Genomic DNA, 15,474 nt, shown 5'->3' on the forward strand with positions numbered 1-15,474 from the left:
TTTTAAATGGTCAGAATAATTTTAAAGGATTGTTCTTTACCGTTGTTTTCCCAAGCCCAATGTCCATCTGATCGTCGAACTGCCTCTTTGATTTTTTGATGAGTCGGATCAGTTTCTGCTTCGGTGATCAGTTCAAGCGAGTGGCGGACAAAATTGCTAGTATTGCTTTCAATAATAAGCTGTCCGGCCTGTTGTTTGATCTTCAATTCGACGGCACTATAATCCGAACTATTTAAGAGTTTTTCTAATAATTGAATCACCACTAGCAATGGGTGCTCTTTTAAGAAAGCTGTTTCTGAGGGAATAGTCAATTGGCAGTTAAAAAACTTAGCCTGTTTTGCAAATTCTTTTTGATAATAGTCTTCGATCACTTGGAAAAGTTCATTCAAGGAATAATTTTCAGTTTTATATCGTTGAACGGCTAGTAATTTAAATGTTAACAGTAAATTGACTTGTTTTTCATGTTCTATTAACTGTAATTGCTGTTCTTCCAAGCGTCTTGCTTGCTGTTGTTTCAGTACAAAATAGTTTTCAGTAAAGTAATAGCCGCTAATCAAAATCATTAAACAACTAAAAATGATCAAGGGCCAGTCCGTGGTCAAATTAACGGTACCCGTGAACAATTGGATGTAATAAAAGCAATGGATAAATGCAGCAAGAATGATCCCTGGCGAACAAACTATGAAGAAATGATTTTCGTCAGCTGCTTCAAACATGGAAATAACGGCTGTATAAAGAGTGATAAAGACATTGAATCCACTAAAGACATGGACTGCTATCGGTAGATTTGTTTGTCCAAGTAATGCTAGGATCAAGAAGCATAAGGTAAGTGCTGTTTGAAAAAAGACTGCCGGCCGATAAAAGATACGATAGCGATTGGTTCGTGATAAATAATAATTCGTCAGAAAAATAGGAAGCAGCAATAAGCTCAAATCGCTAAACAAAGTAATAAGCTCGGGATGAAAAAGCAGACTGATCTGATTATTTGAAACAAGTGCTTGGATACCGATACAGAAGATGAAACCAAGCAAAAAAATAGTCGATTGACTAAAAGCTCGGGATTTATCTTTCTTCAATATAAATAAAATTCCAATGGCTGTTAACAAAGTAAGGACGATTGCCAATAAAATAAATTGCGGTAACGAGTGGAAAATCAGGTAACGATCAATATCTTCTGAATTTCCAATAAAAACTTGTGCAGGGACACCGGAGTGGTAGTTGTAAGGACTCTCAGTGATGATTCGCAATTTTTGTCCTTAAAAATCTTTAGGTAAAGTAATAGTGGTTTGAAGAATACCCGGTTTGTCTTGATCATCCAAAGCTTTATAGCGATAGATTTGTTTATCTCCTAATAGAACAGTTACCCATTGATGATTGGTTTTTAAGGCTATTTCGGGAGAATCTAACACCATTTCAAGCGGTTTTTGCATGATCAATAGATCATTGGCATGAATTTTTTCGATTCGTTGGTGAGTATTTCCATAAATGTATTGATCAGAGTGATCCTTTAAAATAAAAGACCAACCATTTTTCAGTTCTTGAACAGTTGTTTTTTTTTACTTGTTTTGAATAAGTAAATAAAAAGAAAAAACTAAAATAAAAATAACAAAACATATAAAATATTTTTTATTTTTCTTTGCAGTTATCAGCTTAAAAACATTTTTATAAGAAGGCATAAAAAATACTCCTTTTTTAAAAAACAAACTTTATAGTTTAATAATATCATAATAATAGTATCATATTGTCTCATTTAATCAAAATTTATTTCAATTTAATTTCAAATAATAATAATTAAATGTAATTTTATGGATATTATGATATTCTTAAAGAAAGAAAATTCTTTGCTTTATAAAGGAGGAAAAGTTAGATGAAACGTAAAAAAATAACTATATTCTGTTCGTTTTTTATTTTTCTAATATTCCTCTTATCTTTTGTGACGATTGTAATTCCAAGTGTGTTGAAAGTAACACCTTATATTGTTCAAGATGAAGCGATGGAACCTGAATATAAAAAAAATGGATTGGTTTTTGTCAAAGAAGCGGATCGTCCAATCCATGTAGGAGATACGATCACTTATTATGAAAACCAAGGAATGGATATCAAAACGCGGCGTGTTTTAGCTTTAGATAATAAAATATCTGGTTATTTTGTCAAAGGCGATAGTGCAGAAAAAGCAGAGATGGGTATGGTCCATGAACGGAATCTGATTGGCCTGCCAACTTTTTATCTACCATACCTAGGATTTTTAGTGAATCCTCAAGTGTTAGATATAATGAAAGTGCTTTTATTTTTATTAGCTTTTCTATTGACTCTGATCACATTGCTATTCAAACCCGAGCGACATAAAAAATACCTTGAATCATTCAATAAAAAAGGCCTCCGTTTATAGCGGAGGCCTTTTCTTAGGTTTCTACAATATAATCATTGGCTTTTAATACGTCGATTGTTTCAGAGAGTGAATCAGCTTTGACTAAAATATAATCAGTATTATATGTCGAGATGGCAAAGACACTGATTTTTTGAGTTGCTAGCAATGAGGTGATAGTTGCTAAGATACCAACTAGACTAAAGTCTAGCACGCCTTCGATTTTTAGTGCGCGCCAATCATCCTCACGGTTGAGGGTAGTTTGAGGAACTGTTTTGCTGGCAGACACGATCGACAATTCATCTTCTGTGTGACTAATGAACAAAGGCTTTTGTTGAAGATTGATCTGGCTTAAATCAGAGACTTGATAGACTGAAAGTGGTTCTTGTAAAGTGATTAATTTCATGACAGACACTCCTTTTGATTAAATTACCAAAGTAATCTTCAAAGTGCAAATCGGATTCTTTGCCGGAATTTTTTTCGCATAGTATATTTTAAGAAAGATCAGCCTAACTCAAAGGAGTAGATAAAATGAATGCTTTGTATTTTGAAAAATTTGGTGATCGTGAAGTCTTACAGTATGGCAAGATCCAACGACCAAAAATCAAGCAAGATGAAATACTTGTTAAAACTGAGTATATTGGTTTGAATTTTGCGGACATCTATCGTCGACGTGGTGAATATCATATTGAAAAACATAGTCCATATATCAACGGGTATGAGGCGGCCGGTGTCGTCGAGGCAGTAGGAGCAAAAGTAAAGAATCAACAAATCGGTGAAACGGTCTTATTTGTAGATGTTCCATTTGCCAATGCGGAATACGTAGCTGTTCCCAGTGACCGTGCGATTCGTCTACCGGCAACTATCGATAGTAAATTAGCAGCGAGTGTCGGGTTGCAAGGTTTGACGGCAGATTTTTTAGCTCATGATTTAGGACAAAATACTCGGGATGAAAAAGTCTTTATCACGGGGATCAGTGGAGGAGTCGGTCAACTTCTTTCGCAAATATTGATTGCGGATGGACTAGCAGTCTATGGATCAGCTTCGTCGGCAGAAAAAAAGTCGTTAGCTTTAGCTCATGGGGTCAGAGAAGTTTTCCCAAGTCGTGAGACCGACTGGGTCGAATCAGTCGAAGGTCAATTTGCGACGGTTTACGATGGGGTAGGAAGTACCTTGCCGCAAAGTTTAGACTTATTGAAGCATCGCGGAAAAGTCGTTTTCTTTGGCATGGCTGGCGGTGCTCCGATCAAAGTAGATCCAGTGACACTCATGTCTGAGTCGAAGAGTTTGTTGACAGGCGATCTATGGGACTATTTAACGAGTTATCAAGAACGCAAGTTGCGCAGTGAGCGTTTGTTCAATTATTTTGAACAAGGAAAAATAAAAATAAGTGAACCGACTGTTTTCTCTTTGGCTGACGGCAAGGCAGCACATGAATTTTTAGAGACAGGCAAAAGTATCGGAAAAGTTTTATTGAAGCCGTAAGCTAGAATTGAAAAATTTGCTAAGCACAATTTTAGTTTTCTAATGCGCTTTCTAGTATAGTTGAATTAGGAGGTGAGAAAATGGAAAACCTTATTTTAATGGGGCACATTATTTTTGGGATCGCTTCATTCATTGGCTCATTATTATTAACTGTCGGCTTCAGAAATTCATTTGCCAATCTAACAACGATCCAAAAATCTGGGATCATTATTACAGTTGCTGGCTTGTTCGGTACCGTTGCTTTTGCAATGTTAACACGTGAGAACTTGATGGGTGCTGTTTTATTTATTGTTTTAGGGATCGCGATGTGTGTATTATTGATCGCACCAAAAACAGAAAAAGAATAAAAAGACAAAAAAAGCTAGGAACCCCGTTCCTAGCTTTTTTCTGTACATTTTTATATCACAGGAGGGATTCGAACCCCCGACCGTCCGCTTAGAAGGCGGATGCTCTATCCGGCTGAGCTACTGTGACAGTAGTTTTGCAACAATTGCTATTATAGAAAAACTACCGGTGATTGTCAATGCTATTTCGTTATTTTACCGATTCAAAAAGATAATTTTGGAGCAAATCGAGTGTTTCTGGGTTTTCGATCAATGAACTATGCTCAGCATCTTCGTCCACGATGATCTCTTTGTATTTTTCACTAGCGCCATAAATCATCCGTCCAGCAAGGACACTCGTTAACGGAACGGTGGTATCGGTATTTTGTTTGTCGACATTTCCAGCAATATTGTACATCGTAATATTTTTAGGGATATTTTGAGTATTTTTTAAGTAATAACGGAGCAAATCGCTCTCTGCTTTTGGTTTAGTGAAGGTATCACTGTCGGTATTGTATTCCCAAGAAGTATCATTGTAGGGAGTTCCTAAGGTTACTAAATGATTCAGCGAGGGATCATTGTTTTTCTGTTCATTTTCGAGATAACCCGTAATGACTAAACCGCCATTTGAATACCCGAGATAATCGTAGGTATTGAACGTGTATTGTTCTTCAGCATAAGCTAAAGCCAATTGGAACCAGCGAGATTGCTTCGGCAGAGATGGATCCGAACCATCCTCAAAAGCGACGACAATGATCGGACGGTGGGTTTTTTTTGTGAATTTACCAGTAGCAGTAATCGAATCATCGGTATTGACCGTAATTTTTATGGCATCAACATTTTTTTGATTCTGTTTTAAGGAATCGATCAGACTATCAAAACGATCAACATCCCCATTGGTTCCTGGCACCATGATGACTGGAGCAGGGATAGCTAAAGTTGAATTTGTTCTAGAAGCATGAACAGGGTCAAGTTTTTGAAACAAAATAATACTAATTAAACCAAAGAACAGTACGATGATACTAAGTCTTATTTTTTTACTACTCACAGCTACAGCCCTCCATTCAACCCTAAGTGTACGCTAAAATTTTTGAGGCACAAGCAAAAAGGCAGAAATTCAAAAAAGCTTCAAATTTCTGCCATAGATTATTTATTTTTTGAAATCAATGCTACACCGTCGCCTAATGGTAACAGGGTAGAAGTTAATTCGGGTGATTTAGTTACTTCTGTTAAAAATTCATTTAGATGACGGTGGATCGCACGGTTTTTACGAGGGATTTCTTCGATCGGTTGTAAGACCGTACCAGCTTGGAAAATATCATCGACCATCAAGATACCATCATCAGCTAGGACTCTTAAGCATTCTGGTAAAAAGGTGATGTATTTTGATTTGGCACTATCCATAAAGATAAAGTCGTAAGGTCCTTCTAAAGTACTTAATAAATCAGCCGCATCTCCTTCAAGTAAAGTCACTTGCTCCGCTAAGTCTAGTGCATCAAAATTCTTTTTGGCTTTTTCGATCATGACTGGAAAGCGATCAATCGTTGTGATTTTTGCATCCTTGCCGATCGTTTCAGCCATCAAACTTGCAGAAAAACCGATCGCTGTGCCAATTTCTAAGACGTTTTTAGGTTTTTTTTGTTTCAATAGAAATTGCAAAAAGACAACTGTTTCATGAGGGATCACGGGGACACCATTCTCATGAGCTACTGCTTCCAAATCTCCTAATTTTCCAGTTAATTGTTTTTGCTCTGTTCGCAAGTAATTCAAGATATCTTCATTGATAATTGGGCGGTACATCATTTCGTTACGCATTATTCAGCCTCTTTCTTTAATAATCTTCCTAGATTTGTCCAATCTTCTTGGATTTTTTCACTCAACGAGCGGTTGTAAAAAATTGCTGCTGGATGAAAAAGCGGGAAGACAGTATATGTTTTGTTTGTTAGTTGGTAAGCATCATTTTCTGGAGTCAGTTCGAGGATTGGTCCATGATAAGGAATACCATGACAATCGCTGATCTGTTTTTTAGGCCCTAATAGTCGTTGCAGCCCGATATTGCCTAAGGTAGCGATGATCTTCGGTTGGACGATGGCTAGCTCATAATCTAAAATCGGTGCGTGCGCCAAAATTTCTTTTTTAGTCGGTGTTCGATTGGGATAAATGAGTTCATTTTCTTTCGTTCGTCTATTGATTCGTTCAACGATTTTATAGGGACGACTACGAACAGCACTCGTGATATAAGTGTTCTCACGATCCAAGCCGATCTCAGCCATGACCTTCAATAATTCTTTGCCAGCAGCACCAGAAAAGGGAATATGATTGACGACTTCATTTCTTCCGGGTGCTTCACCAACGAGCATTAGTTTTGGTTGAAGCGGTCCTTGTCCGGCAATGAAGCCTTCTAATCGAAATCCTTCAGAGCGAGTTGCTACCAATTTGACGAGTGATTCTGGATAATTCATTCTTAACGCCTCACTTTTCAAAAAAGGATCATTAATCAACGTTTATTCATTTTCCTTCAAGCTACAAAAGAAGAAATAGAATAGTGAATGTTTTTCATCTTTCTAATAGTAGAAAAAACAACGCCTTGAGTCAATAAATAATCATTGACTTAGACAATTATTTTTAGTAGACTGTTAATGTTGTAATTGTGGAACTCACAGCTACAACCGCGCAGAACAAGTTATTAAGAACTTCGGTCACTTGGGATGGCGAGTCTAAGTATCTATTATAAGGAGGTGCCACAAGCATGTACGCAATCATCAAAACTGGCGGTAAACAAATCAAAGTTGAAGAAGGTCAAGCAGTCTACATTGAAAAATTAGACGTTGAGGCTGGAGAAAAAGTTGTCTTCGATCAAGTTGTTTTAGTAGGCGGCGAAACTACAAAAGTAGGAGCTCCTATCGTTGAAGGTGCAACTGTTGAAGGAACTGTTGAAAAACACGGCAAACAAAAGAAAGTCGTTACTTTCAAATACAAACCTAAAAAACATTCACACCGTAAACAAGGTCATCGTCAACCTTACACTAAAGTTGTCATTGACTCAATCAAAGCATAATAAAAAAAGAAGGTGCCTAAGTTGATCAAAGGTACATTCAATCGAAATGACGCAGGTCAAATCAGCGAATTTACATTGACTGGTCATGCAGAAGCAGGTCCTTACGGTAGCGATATCGTTTGTGCCGCCGTTTCCGCTTTAGCTATCAGTACTGTAAATAGTTTGGATGCACTAGCAGGGATCATTCCTACAGTCGAAACAAAAGAAGATGAAGGTGGTTATCTTCATGTTGCTTTAGAATTAGACGATACGATGTCCCAAGAGCAGATGAATATCTCGCAAATATTGTTAGAGCATTTATTATTAGGCTTACAGTCAATCGAAAAAGACTATCTGGATTTCATTGAAGTCCAAACAGAATCTAAATCATAGGAGGTGCAGCTCATGTTAATGAATATGAACTTACAATTATTCGCCCACAAAAAAGGTGGCGGTTCAACTTCTAACGGACGTGACTCAGAATCAAAACGTTTAGGTGCTAAACGTGCTGACGGTCAAACTGTTACTGGTGGATCAATTCTTTATCGCCAACGTGGTACTAAAATTTTCCCTGGTGTTAACGTAGGTATCGGTGGCGATGACACATTGTTTGCTAAAGTTGACGGCGTAGTACGTTTCGAACGTAAAGGTCGCGACAAAAAACAAGTGTCTGTATACCCAGTAGCTCAAGAAGCTTAATTACAGATAGCTCTATCCCTTGTCTAGCAAGGGGTAGGGCTTTTTTATTTATTTAAAATTCAAAAACTAACTTCTTGCTCTTTATGCTCGTTAATTGTTAATACTGTTCTGACTTTATTATCGTTGATCTTAATGGTAGGATAATTTTAGGACGAAAATAAGTTAACATGTGAAAGGAAGAGACGATGGAAGCCATTTTTATGACGTTTATTGTGTATTCATTTATTGGTTGGATTTGGGAAAGTATCTACTGTTCGATCAAAGCGAGGCATTATGTTTATCGAGGATTTCTTTTAGGTCCCTACTGTCCAGTATATGGTTTTGGTGTTTCGGCAGTCATTTTATTAGTGCCAGAGCATGCGGGGACATTGTTGAATCTGTATTTTAATATCGTGGTAATTGTTACGATCATTGAATTTATTACTAGTTGGGTTTTAGAGAAGTTTTTTGGGATGAAATTATGGGATTATTCTAAAGTTCCGCTGAATATCGAAGGAAGAGTAGCAGTTCCGGTATCGTTGTTCTGGGGCATCGGTTGCTTATTTTTACTGAAAATAATCAATCCGGTTATTCAAGAAAAGATCCACGAATTCAATCAGGCGACAAATAATATTGGTCCAATCATTTTAGCTATTATATTTTTTGCCGATATTTTAACGACATTGATTTTTACACTTACAACCAAAAAAGAAGTGGAAGCGGTGGTCGATACCTCGGATGCCAACAATGCGGCTATCAAAGAATTTAGATGGGAGCATCTAATTAGTAATCGAAAATCATCTAAGAGTCGCGAAAAGGTAATCGAGTTGATCAAAAACCGTCCAATGAAATTGAAACATCATAATTTGAATCGTTTGGTTAAAAACTATCCGAATATTAGTTTTAGAAAGAAATAATTTCAGTGGGCTACAATCAATAGAACTGTATAGCGGATATGTTAAAAACATTCATCTATTTTAAAGCTCTGACTGTTAGTAACAGTCAGAGTTTTTTTACGTATCTATATATAATAGAAGGAAACGGTCGTTTTTTATTATTTACTGAAAAGTAAAATAAAATTAGATTAAAAGAAGATAGATATAATAAAGAAAAACCAATATTTTTCATTTTTATAAAAATAGTGTATCATTTAAACACGAATGTTTGACATTTTATTAAAAACTATAGATGATTGATAGAGGTTAAATACACTAATAAAGTAGGTGTCTAAATGGAACGACGGATTGATCGTATTTATCGCTTTGTGTTGGAAAATGCCAATGTCACAACAAATGATGTGGCAGCATCTTTGGATATCCAACGAACGAATGCCAGTAAAGATCTGAATCTTCTCGTTAAAGAAGGTCAATTGAATAAAAGTGAAGGCAGACCAGTCCGCTATTTTGTCTCGTCGCAATCTGCAGGACGAGCAGTTTCGATAGAAGAAGCCAATCCTAAAAAGACCCACACAACTGAGCCGCCTGAGAAAAAAATGCTGCAGCATAACGCTGGGAACGTCTTTACTCAGATTATTGGCTCGACAGGAAGTATGCGTAACGCGGTGGAACAAGCAAAAGCCGCGATTTTATATCCGCCACGGGGCCTGAATTGTTTAATTACTGGTCCCACGGGTTCTGGGAAAACATTTTTTGCTCATGCGATGTTCCAGTTTGCTCAAGCAGAAGGCGTTGTGGAAGAAGATCATGATTTGATCGTGTTCAACTGTGCCGATTATGCTAATAATCCTGAATTATTGATGAGTCATTTATTTGGTTATGAAAAAGGAGCCTTTACTGGAGCCGACACCGAAAAAGAAGGATTGATCCAACAAGCAGATGGGGGGATGTTGTTCTTAGATGAAATTCATCGTCTACCGCCTGAAGGCCAAGAGATGATCTTTTATTTTATGGATCATGGGACGTATAGTCGGCTAGGGGAAAGTGGAAAAAATCGATTTGCAAATGTGCGTATCGTCGGAGCAACGACTGAAGATCCGCATTCAGCCTTGTTAGATACGTTCGTTCGACGGATACCGATCAATATCCAGATGCCAGCTTTTAGTAATCGGCCAGCTGCGGAGCAAATTGATTTAGTGCGAGTGATGGTAGCGATGGAAGCCAATCGAATCCAACGGAAAATCACGTTATCAGAAGATGTGGTAAAGGCCTTGTTAGGTAGTGTTACTTATGGGAATGTTGGACAACTAAAGTCAAATGTCCAATTGATTTGTGCACGAGGTTTTATGAATCATATGACGCAATCAGAGATTCATATTACTTTAAATGACCTAACCGAAGGGATTAAATCCGGATTGGTTCAGCTTTCAGCGGATCGATACAAATCTACTGACTTTTCATCTTATTTAGAACCAGAAATGGTCGTCACGCCAAATGAAATCGATGAATTAATCAAGACCGACACGTATGAATTGCCGTATAACTTATACGATATCATTGGAGATAAGGCGGCGTTGTTAAAAAATGAAGGGTTGGATCAAGATACGATCAATCATTTCATTTCAACGGATATCAATGTCCATTTGAAATCATTTTATAAGAATCATGGCTTTTCATTCGATACAGAGACTCGTTTAACGGAATTTGTCGATAAACGAGTGATCGAAACAAGCAATAAAATTGCGACATTAGTCAGCGAACGATTAGAAACGCATTTTCAGCAAAACTTTATTTATGCGATGAGTTTACATATTTCTTCTTTCTTAAAGAAAATCAATGTCGGTGAAACGCGTGAGACTAATGACAATATTCGCGAGATGGCCAAAGATTATCCGAAAGAATTTTCGGTCGCACGAGAGATTAGAGCGTTGGTAGAACATGAATTCCAAGTGACGATTCCGGACAGTGAAGAATATTATCTAACGGTCTTGTTAGTTTCACTGAGAGAGGATCAATCAGCTGGAAAAATCGGGATCGTGGTAGCGGCACACGGAAATAGCACAGCTTCTTCGATGGTCCAAGTTGTTCGTGAGTTATTAGATGTAAGCAATATTTTTTCAGTAGATATGCCCTTAGATATGCACCCACGAGTGACTTACGAAAAAATGCGTGAAGCTGTGACTCAAGTCGATGAAGGCAGCGGTGTCTTGATCATGGTCGATATGGGATCATTGGCCACCTTTAATGAAGAAATCCGAACAGATACGGGAATTGAAGTTTGTACATTGGATATGGTGACGACACCATTATTGATTGAAGCAGCACGTAAATCTAGTGTTCTTGGTTCTGGTGTTGATGAATTATATGAATCATTAGAAGGTTTTCGTGGGTATGGTCATATCACCCGAGAAAAAGAAGAACCAAAAGAAAAACAAGCGATTTTAGCGATTTGTGCTTCAGGCGAAGGAACTGCTCAACGATTGAAAGAAATTATTGAGCGACCATTGAAGCAACGGAATTTAAAACATATCGAAGTTTTGACCTTATCAGTAGCAGACATCAAAACGAAAGTGCCGACGTTCAAAAAAAATTATAAACTTTTAGCAACTACTGGAATCATGGATCCTAAAGTGGGTGCACCTTATATCCCGATGGAGAAGTTCATCAGTCAAGATGCTGACCAAATTTTAGATGAATTGCTACTAGACAATGATTTATCCGCACAAGAAGAAGTTGCTTTAGATGCGGATAAGGCCCGACAAGTCTGTGTGGATTTTATGGAAGAGAGTTTTACATTTATTAATCCAAGAAAATTGATTGCACCATTATGGCGTTTGGCTCAATCGCTGATCGAGAGTAACGGTGAGGCGGCAAATTATGCATTGATGGTAAATTTTGTGATGCACATGGCAGGTGTGATCGAACGAAATATCAGACAACAACCATTGACGATCGATTTAGATACAAGAGCGGCGTATGAAGCTCTTACAGATAATATTGGGATGAATCGTGGCTTGAATGAGTTAGAAAGTCAATTAAGAATCACGATTCCTACTTCTGAACGCTATTATATTTATCAATTACTTAAAAATAATGAAGAAATAAAAGTTTAAATGATACACAATATGATACACAAACAAAGGATACAGTATACTGTATCCTTTTTGTGTATCTTAAAAACGCTATTAAATAAAGAATTTCTTATTAGTGTATTTTGGCACGGCACTTGCTTTATTATAAGTGAGTACTTGTGTGTGACTGTACTCAAAAAAATTGTAGCACAAGTCTTTTAGCATCTAAGCCTTGTAGTAGTAGGAGTTGGTGGGATGGTAATGGATATTCGACTTACTCGTATCGATGATCGTTTGATTCACGGTCAAGTAGCAACAGTTTGGTCTAAAGCAACAGGAATCGACCGAATTTTAGTTGTCAGTGATGAAGTCGCTAACGATGAGTTGCGTAAGTTCCTCCTGAAGCAAGCTGCGCCACCAGGAATCAAGTCCAATGTCGTCACAAAGAGAAAAATGGTTGAAGTGTATCACGATCAATTGTTTGATGGAATGAAAGTCATGTTGCTGTTTGCTTCACCACAAGATGTGGTTGAGGTCGTTCAAGCAGGAGTTGATTTGAAAGCGGTCAATATTGGCGGGATGCGTTTTTCTGAAGGAAAAAAAATGATCACTAATTTTATCTCTTTAGATGAAAACGATGTCGTTTCTTTTAGACAACTGGAAGTTGCCGGTGTCAAATTGGAGATTCGTCAAGTGCCAACGGATCGGAAAACAGATCTAATGCAATTGATTAAAAAAGAAAAGATGCTGCAATAACTTAATTTCGGTTACAGGTTTTTTAGAACTTATTTATATTTTTGAGCTGTAACAATAATAGTAGGAGGTATAAAGATGGTAGGAATTATCATTGCTAGTCATGGTGAATTCGCTAATGGTATCTTGCAATCCGGCGCGATGATCTTTGGAGAACAAGAAAACGTCAAAGCAGTAACTTTGATGCCGAGTGAAGGACCCGATGATGTTAAAGCAAAAATGAAAGAAGCAATTGCATCTTTCGAAAACCAAGACCAAGTTTTATTCTTAGTCGATCTTTGGGGTGGTACTCCGTTCAACCAAGCAAATAGCTTGTTTGAAGAACACAAAGATACATGGGCAATCGTTGCCGGCATGAACTTACCAATGGTTATTGAAGCTTATGCTTCACGTTTTTCAATGGAAACTGCGCATGAAATCGCTGCTCACATTTCTGGAACAGCAAAAGAAGGCGTAAGAATCCGTCCTGAAGAATTAGAACCAGCTGAAGCAGCACCAGTTGCAGCAGCAGACGATCAACCAAAAGGTGCGATTCCAGAAGGAACTGTACTTGGCGATGGACATATCAAGTTTGTATTAGCTCGTGTGGACTCTCGTTTATTACATGGACAAGTTGCAACAGCTTGGACAAAAACAACTGGTCCTAGCCGAATCATCGTTGTTTCAGATGCAGTAGCAAAAGACGATCTACGTAAGAGACTGATCGAACAAGCTGCTCCTCCAGGTGTTAAAGCAAACGTTATCCCAATCAGCAAAATGATCGAAATTTCAAAAGATCCTCGTTTTGGTAATACAAAAGCGTTGTTGTTATTTGAAAATCCTGAAGATGTACTACGTGCAGTTGAAGGCGGCGTTAATATTGAAGAAGTTAACGTTGGATCAATGGCTCACTCAGTTGGGAAAGTCGTAGTAAGTAAAGTATTGTCAATGGGTCAAGAAGATGTTGATACTTTTGAAAAGCTAAAAGCTAAAGGTATTAAATTTGACGTACGTAAAGTACCAAATGATTCTCGTGCCAATATGGATGAAATCTTAAACAAAGCAAAAGCTGAATTGAAAAAAGCTTAAGCAACAATTTATCTTAAATAGGAGGGCTTATAATGTCTGGTATTTCAATGGTATTAGTAGTAATCGTTGCCTTTCTAGCTGGTATGGAAGGAATCTTGGATGAATTCCAATTCCACCAACCGCTAGTAGCATGTACATTAATCGGTTTAGTAACCGGTAATTTAGAAGCTGGGATCGTTCTTGGCGGCTCACTTCAAATGATCGCCTTAGGTTGGGCAAACATCGGGGCTGCTGTAGCGCCGGATGCTGCTTTAGCATCTGTTGCATCTGCAATTATTTTAGTTTTAGGTGGTCAAGGAGTCAAAGGTGTTTCTTCAGCAATTGCGATCGCAGTTCCTCTAGCCGTTGCTGGATTGTTCTTAACAATGATCGTTCGTACTATCGCAGTTCCAATCGTTCACTTGATGGATGCGGCTGCTGAAAAAGGCGAAATGCGCAAAGTTGAAATGTGGCATATGATCGCTGTAGCAATGCAAGGTGTTCGTATTGCAATCCCTGCTGCTGCACTATTAGTTATTCCTGCTGACACTGTACGTGGATTCTTAGAATCTATGCCTGCATGGTTAACAGACGGAATGGCAATCGGTGGTGGTATGGTCGTAGCCGTTGGTTATGCAATGGTTATCAACATGATGGCTACTCGTGAAGTATGGCCATTCTTCGCAATCGGTTTTGCTATTGCAGCAATTTCTGAATTAACTTTGATCGCACTTGGTGTTATCGCTGTTGCATTCGCTTTGATTTACTTGAACCTACAAGATAGTTCTGGTGGTTCTTCTAATGGTGGCGGAGGCAATACTGGTGATCCGCTAGGCGATATTTTGAATGATTATTAATCTTGAAGGAGGAGAAATAAAATGGCAGAAAAAATCGAATTAACGAAAAAAGATCGTTTAGCCGTTGCATGGCGTTCTACCTTCATTCAAGGTTCTTGGAACTATGAACGTATGCAAAATGGTGGTTGGTGTTATGCAATGATGCCAGCAATCAAAAAATTATACAAAACTAAAGAAGACCGTACGTTGGCAATGCAACGTCACTTGGAATTCTTTAATACTCACCCATATATCGCTTCACCAATTCTAGGGGTAACATTAGCACTTGAAGAAGAACGTGCCAATGGCGCACCGGTTGATGACGTAGCGATCCAAGGGGTTAAGGTTGGTATGATGGGACCTTTAGCCGGTGTTGGTGACCCAGTCTTCTGGTTTACTGTACGTCCGATGTTAGGTGCTCTAGGTGCTTCTCTAGCTTTAGCTGGAAACATCATGGGACCAATCATTTTCTTCGTAGCTTGGAATATCATTCGTTGGGCATTCATGTGGTATACACAAGAATTCGGCTACCGTGCTGGTTCTAAAATCACTGATGACCTTTCAGGCGGTTTATTACAAAAAGTTACTAAAGGTGCTTCTATCTTAGGGATGTTCGTACTTGGGGCGTTAGTTGAACGTTGGGTAAACGTGAAATTCACTCCAGTTGTATCTACTGTTAAATTAGACAAAGGTGCTTATATCGAATGGGATAAATTACCTGCTGGTGCTCAAGGAATCAAAGAAGCGTTGTCTCAACAAGCTTCTGGCCTTGCATTAGATAGTTCTAAAGTTACGACTTTACAAGACAACTTGAATCAATTGATTCCTGGTCTTGCTGCATTACTATTGACTCTACTTTGCATGTGGTTATTGAAGAAAAAAGTTTCTCCAATCATCATCATCCTTGGTTTGTTCGTAGTTGGTGTTGGCTTGCACGTATTAGGTATTATGTAAGAAAGTCACTCATTAAAAATGCTCGGGCT

General features: G+C 38.0%; 18 protein-coding genes, 1 tRNA gene and 1 other annotated feature. Of the genes, 12 read left to right on the forward strand and 7 right to left on the reverse strand.

Annotated features, from left to right (window positions below; translation table 11 throughout):
* Positions 1–2: 2 nt before the first annotated feature.
* On the reverse strand, positions 3–1,247 hold the full coding sequence (locus tag ACQKTA_RS00085; protein ID WP_427813757.1) for an MFS transporter: 1,245 nt from the start codon (positions 1,245–1,247) through the stop codon (positions 3–5).
* A gap of 9 nt (positions 1,248–1,256) precedes the next feature.
* Entirely contained in the window at positions 1,257–1,430 is a 174-nt protein-coding gene (locus tag ACQKTA_RS00090; protein ID WP_427813758.1) for a hypothetical protein, read from the reverse strand.
* A 437-nt stretch (positions 1,431–1,867) separates the two neighbouring features.
* Here ACQKTA_RS00090 and ACQKTA_RS00095 point away from each other — a divergent pair, with 437 nt between their 5' ends.
* Entirely contained in the window at positions 1,868–2,389 is a 522-nt protein-coding gene (locus tag ACQKTA_RS00095) for a S26 family signal peptidase (RefSeq protein ID WP_427813759.1), read from the forward strand.
* A gap of 13 nt (positions 2,390–2,402) precedes the next feature.
* Here ACQKTA_RS00095 and ACQKTA_RS00100 read toward each other — a convergent pair whose 3' ends face one another.
* Positions 2,403–2,771, reverse strand: a complete 369-nt coding sequence (locus ACQKTA_RS00100; protein WP_427813760.1) for an ACT domain-containing protein — start codon at positions 2,769–2,771, stop codon at positions 2,403–2,405.
* 125 nt (positions 2,772–2,896) lie between these two features.
* On the opposite strand from ACQKTA_RS00100, the gene ACQKTA_RS00105 reads away from it, so the two are divergent.
* Both ACQKTA_RS00105 and ACQKTA_RS00110 read left to right on the forward strand, forming a co-directional pair.
* Positions 2,897–3,850, forward strand: coding sequence for a zinc-binding dehydrogenase (locus ACQKTA_RS00105; RefSeq protein WP_427813761.1), 954 nt, complete (start codon positions 2,897–2,899; stop codon positions 3,848–3,850).
* Between the two features lie 80 nt (positions 3,851–3,930).
* Positions 3,931–4,197, forward strand: coding sequence for a Na+-transporting malonate decarboxylase, carboxybiotin decarboxylase subunit, madB (locus tag ACQKTA_RS00110; RefSeq protein ID WP_332580040.1), 267 nt, complete (start codon positions 3,931–3,933; stop codon positions 4,195–4,197).
* A gap of 53 nt (positions 4,198–4,250) precedes the next feature.
* On the opposite strand, the gene ACQKTA_RS00115 is transcribed toward ACQKTA_RS00110, so the two are convergent.
* From ACQKTA_RS00115 to ACQKTA_RS00130, 4 genes are all read right to left on the reverse strand, one after another.
* Positions 4,251–4,324, reverse strand: a tRNA-Arg gene (locus ACQKTA_RS00115).
* A gap of 60 nt (positions 4,325–4,384) precedes the next feature.
* Positions 4,385–5,221: an alpha/beta hydrolase gene (locus tag ACQKTA_RS00120; RefSeq protein WP_427813762.1), complete on the reverse strand. Its 837-nt coding sequence runs from the start codon at positions 5,219–5,221 to the stop codon at positions 4,385–4,387.
* Between the two features lie 98 nt (positions 5,222–5,319).
* Positions 5,320–5,988 (reverse strand): O-methyltransferase, encoded by a 669-nt coding sequence (locus ACQKTA_RS00125; protein ID WP_427813763.1) that lies wholly within the window; start codon positions 5,986–5,988, stop codon positions 5,320–5,322.
* Positions 5,988–6,635 (reverse strand): uracil-DNA glycosylase, encoded by a 648-nt coding sequence (locus ACQKTA_RS00130; protein ID WP_332580043.1) that lies wholly within the window; start codon positions 6,633–6,635, stop codon positions 5,988–5,990. The genes ACQKTA_RS00125 and ACQKTA_RS00130 overlap by 1 nt, the downstream gene beginning before the upstream one ends.
* Before the next feature lie 195 nt (positions 6,636–6,830).
* Positions 6,831–6,902, forward strand: a sequence feature (ribosomal protein L21 leader region).
* 20 nt (positions 6,903–6,922) lie between these two features.
* Between ACQKTA_RS00130 and rplU the strand changes: the two genes are divergently transcribed.
* The 9 genes from rplU (at position 6,923) to ACQKTA_RS00175 (ending at position 15,445) form a co-directional block, all read left to right on the forward strand.
* Entirely contained in the window at positions 6,923–7,231 is a 309-nt protein-coding gene (rplU, locus tag ACQKTA_RS00135) for a 50S ribosomal protein L21 (protein WP_137602969.1), read from the forward strand.
* A gap of 21 nt (positions 7,232–7,252) precedes the next feature.
* Complete coding sequence (locus ACQKTA_RS00140; protein ID WP_332580044.1) at positions 7,253–7,603, forward strand: ribosomal-processing cysteine protease Prp; 351 nt, start codon at positions 7,253–7,255, stop codon at positions 7,601–7,603.
* 12 nt (positions 7,604–7,615) lie between these two features.
* The gene (gene rpmA / locus ACQKTA_RS00145) at positions 7,616–7,909 is read left to right on the forward strand and encodes a 50S ribosomal protein L27 (protein WP_010779981.1); all 294 of its coding nucleotides are present in this window, start codon (positions 7,616–7,618) and stop codon (positions 7,907–7,909) included.
* Between the two features lie 185 nt (positions 7,910–8,094).
* On the forward strand, positions 8,095–8,805 hold the full coding sequence (locus ACQKTA_RS00150; protein ID WP_427813764.1) for a putative ABC transporter permease: 711 nt from the start codon (positions 8,095–8,097) through the stop codon (positions 8,803–8,805).
* Between the two features lie 314 nt (positions 8,806–9,119).
* A complete protein-coding gene (locus ACQKTA_RS00155; protein WP_427813765.1) occupies positions 9,120–11,897 on the forward strand; it encodes a sigma-54-dependent transcriptional regulator in 2,778 nt (925 codons plus the stop codon).
* Between the two features lie 213 nt (positions 11,898–12,110).
* Entirely contained in the window at positions 12,111–12,611 is a 501-nt protein-coding gene (locus ACQKTA_RS00160) for a PTS system mannose/fructose/N-acetylgalactosamine-transporter subunit IIB (protein ID WP_332580047.1), read from the forward strand.
* 75 nt (positions 12,612–12,686) lie between these two features.
* Positions 12,687–13,676, forward strand: a complete 990-nt coding sequence (locus tag ACQKTA_RS00165) for a mannose/fructose/sorbose PTS transporter subunit IIA (protein ID WP_332580048.1) — start codon at positions 12,687–12,689, stop codon at positions 13,674–13,676.
* A 32-nt stretch (positions 13,677–13,708) separates the two neighbouring features.
* The gene (locus ACQKTA_RS00170) at positions 13,709–14,512 is read left to right on the forward strand and encodes a PTS mannose/fructose/sorbose transporter subunit IIC (RefSeq protein ID WP_427813766.1); all 804 of its coding nucleotides are present in this window, start codon (positions 13,709–13,711) and stop codon (positions 14,510–14,512) included.
* 21 nt (positions 14,513–14,533) lie between these two features.
* Positions 14,534–15,445 carry a PTS system mannose/fructose/sorbose family transporter subunit IID gene (locus tag ACQKTA_RS00175; RefSeq protein WP_427813767.1) on the forward strand — a complete coding sequence of 304 codons (912 nt, stop codon included), beginning with the start codon at positions 14,534–14,536 and terminating at the stop codon, positions 15,443–15,445.
* Positions 15,446–15,474 lie beyond the last annotated feature (29 nt).

This window comes from Enterococcus sp. 22-H-5-01, from assembly GCF_050310005.1.
Lineage (GTDB): Bacteria > Bacillota > Bacilli > Lactobacillales > Enterococcaceae > Enterococcus_A > Enterococcus_A hailinensis.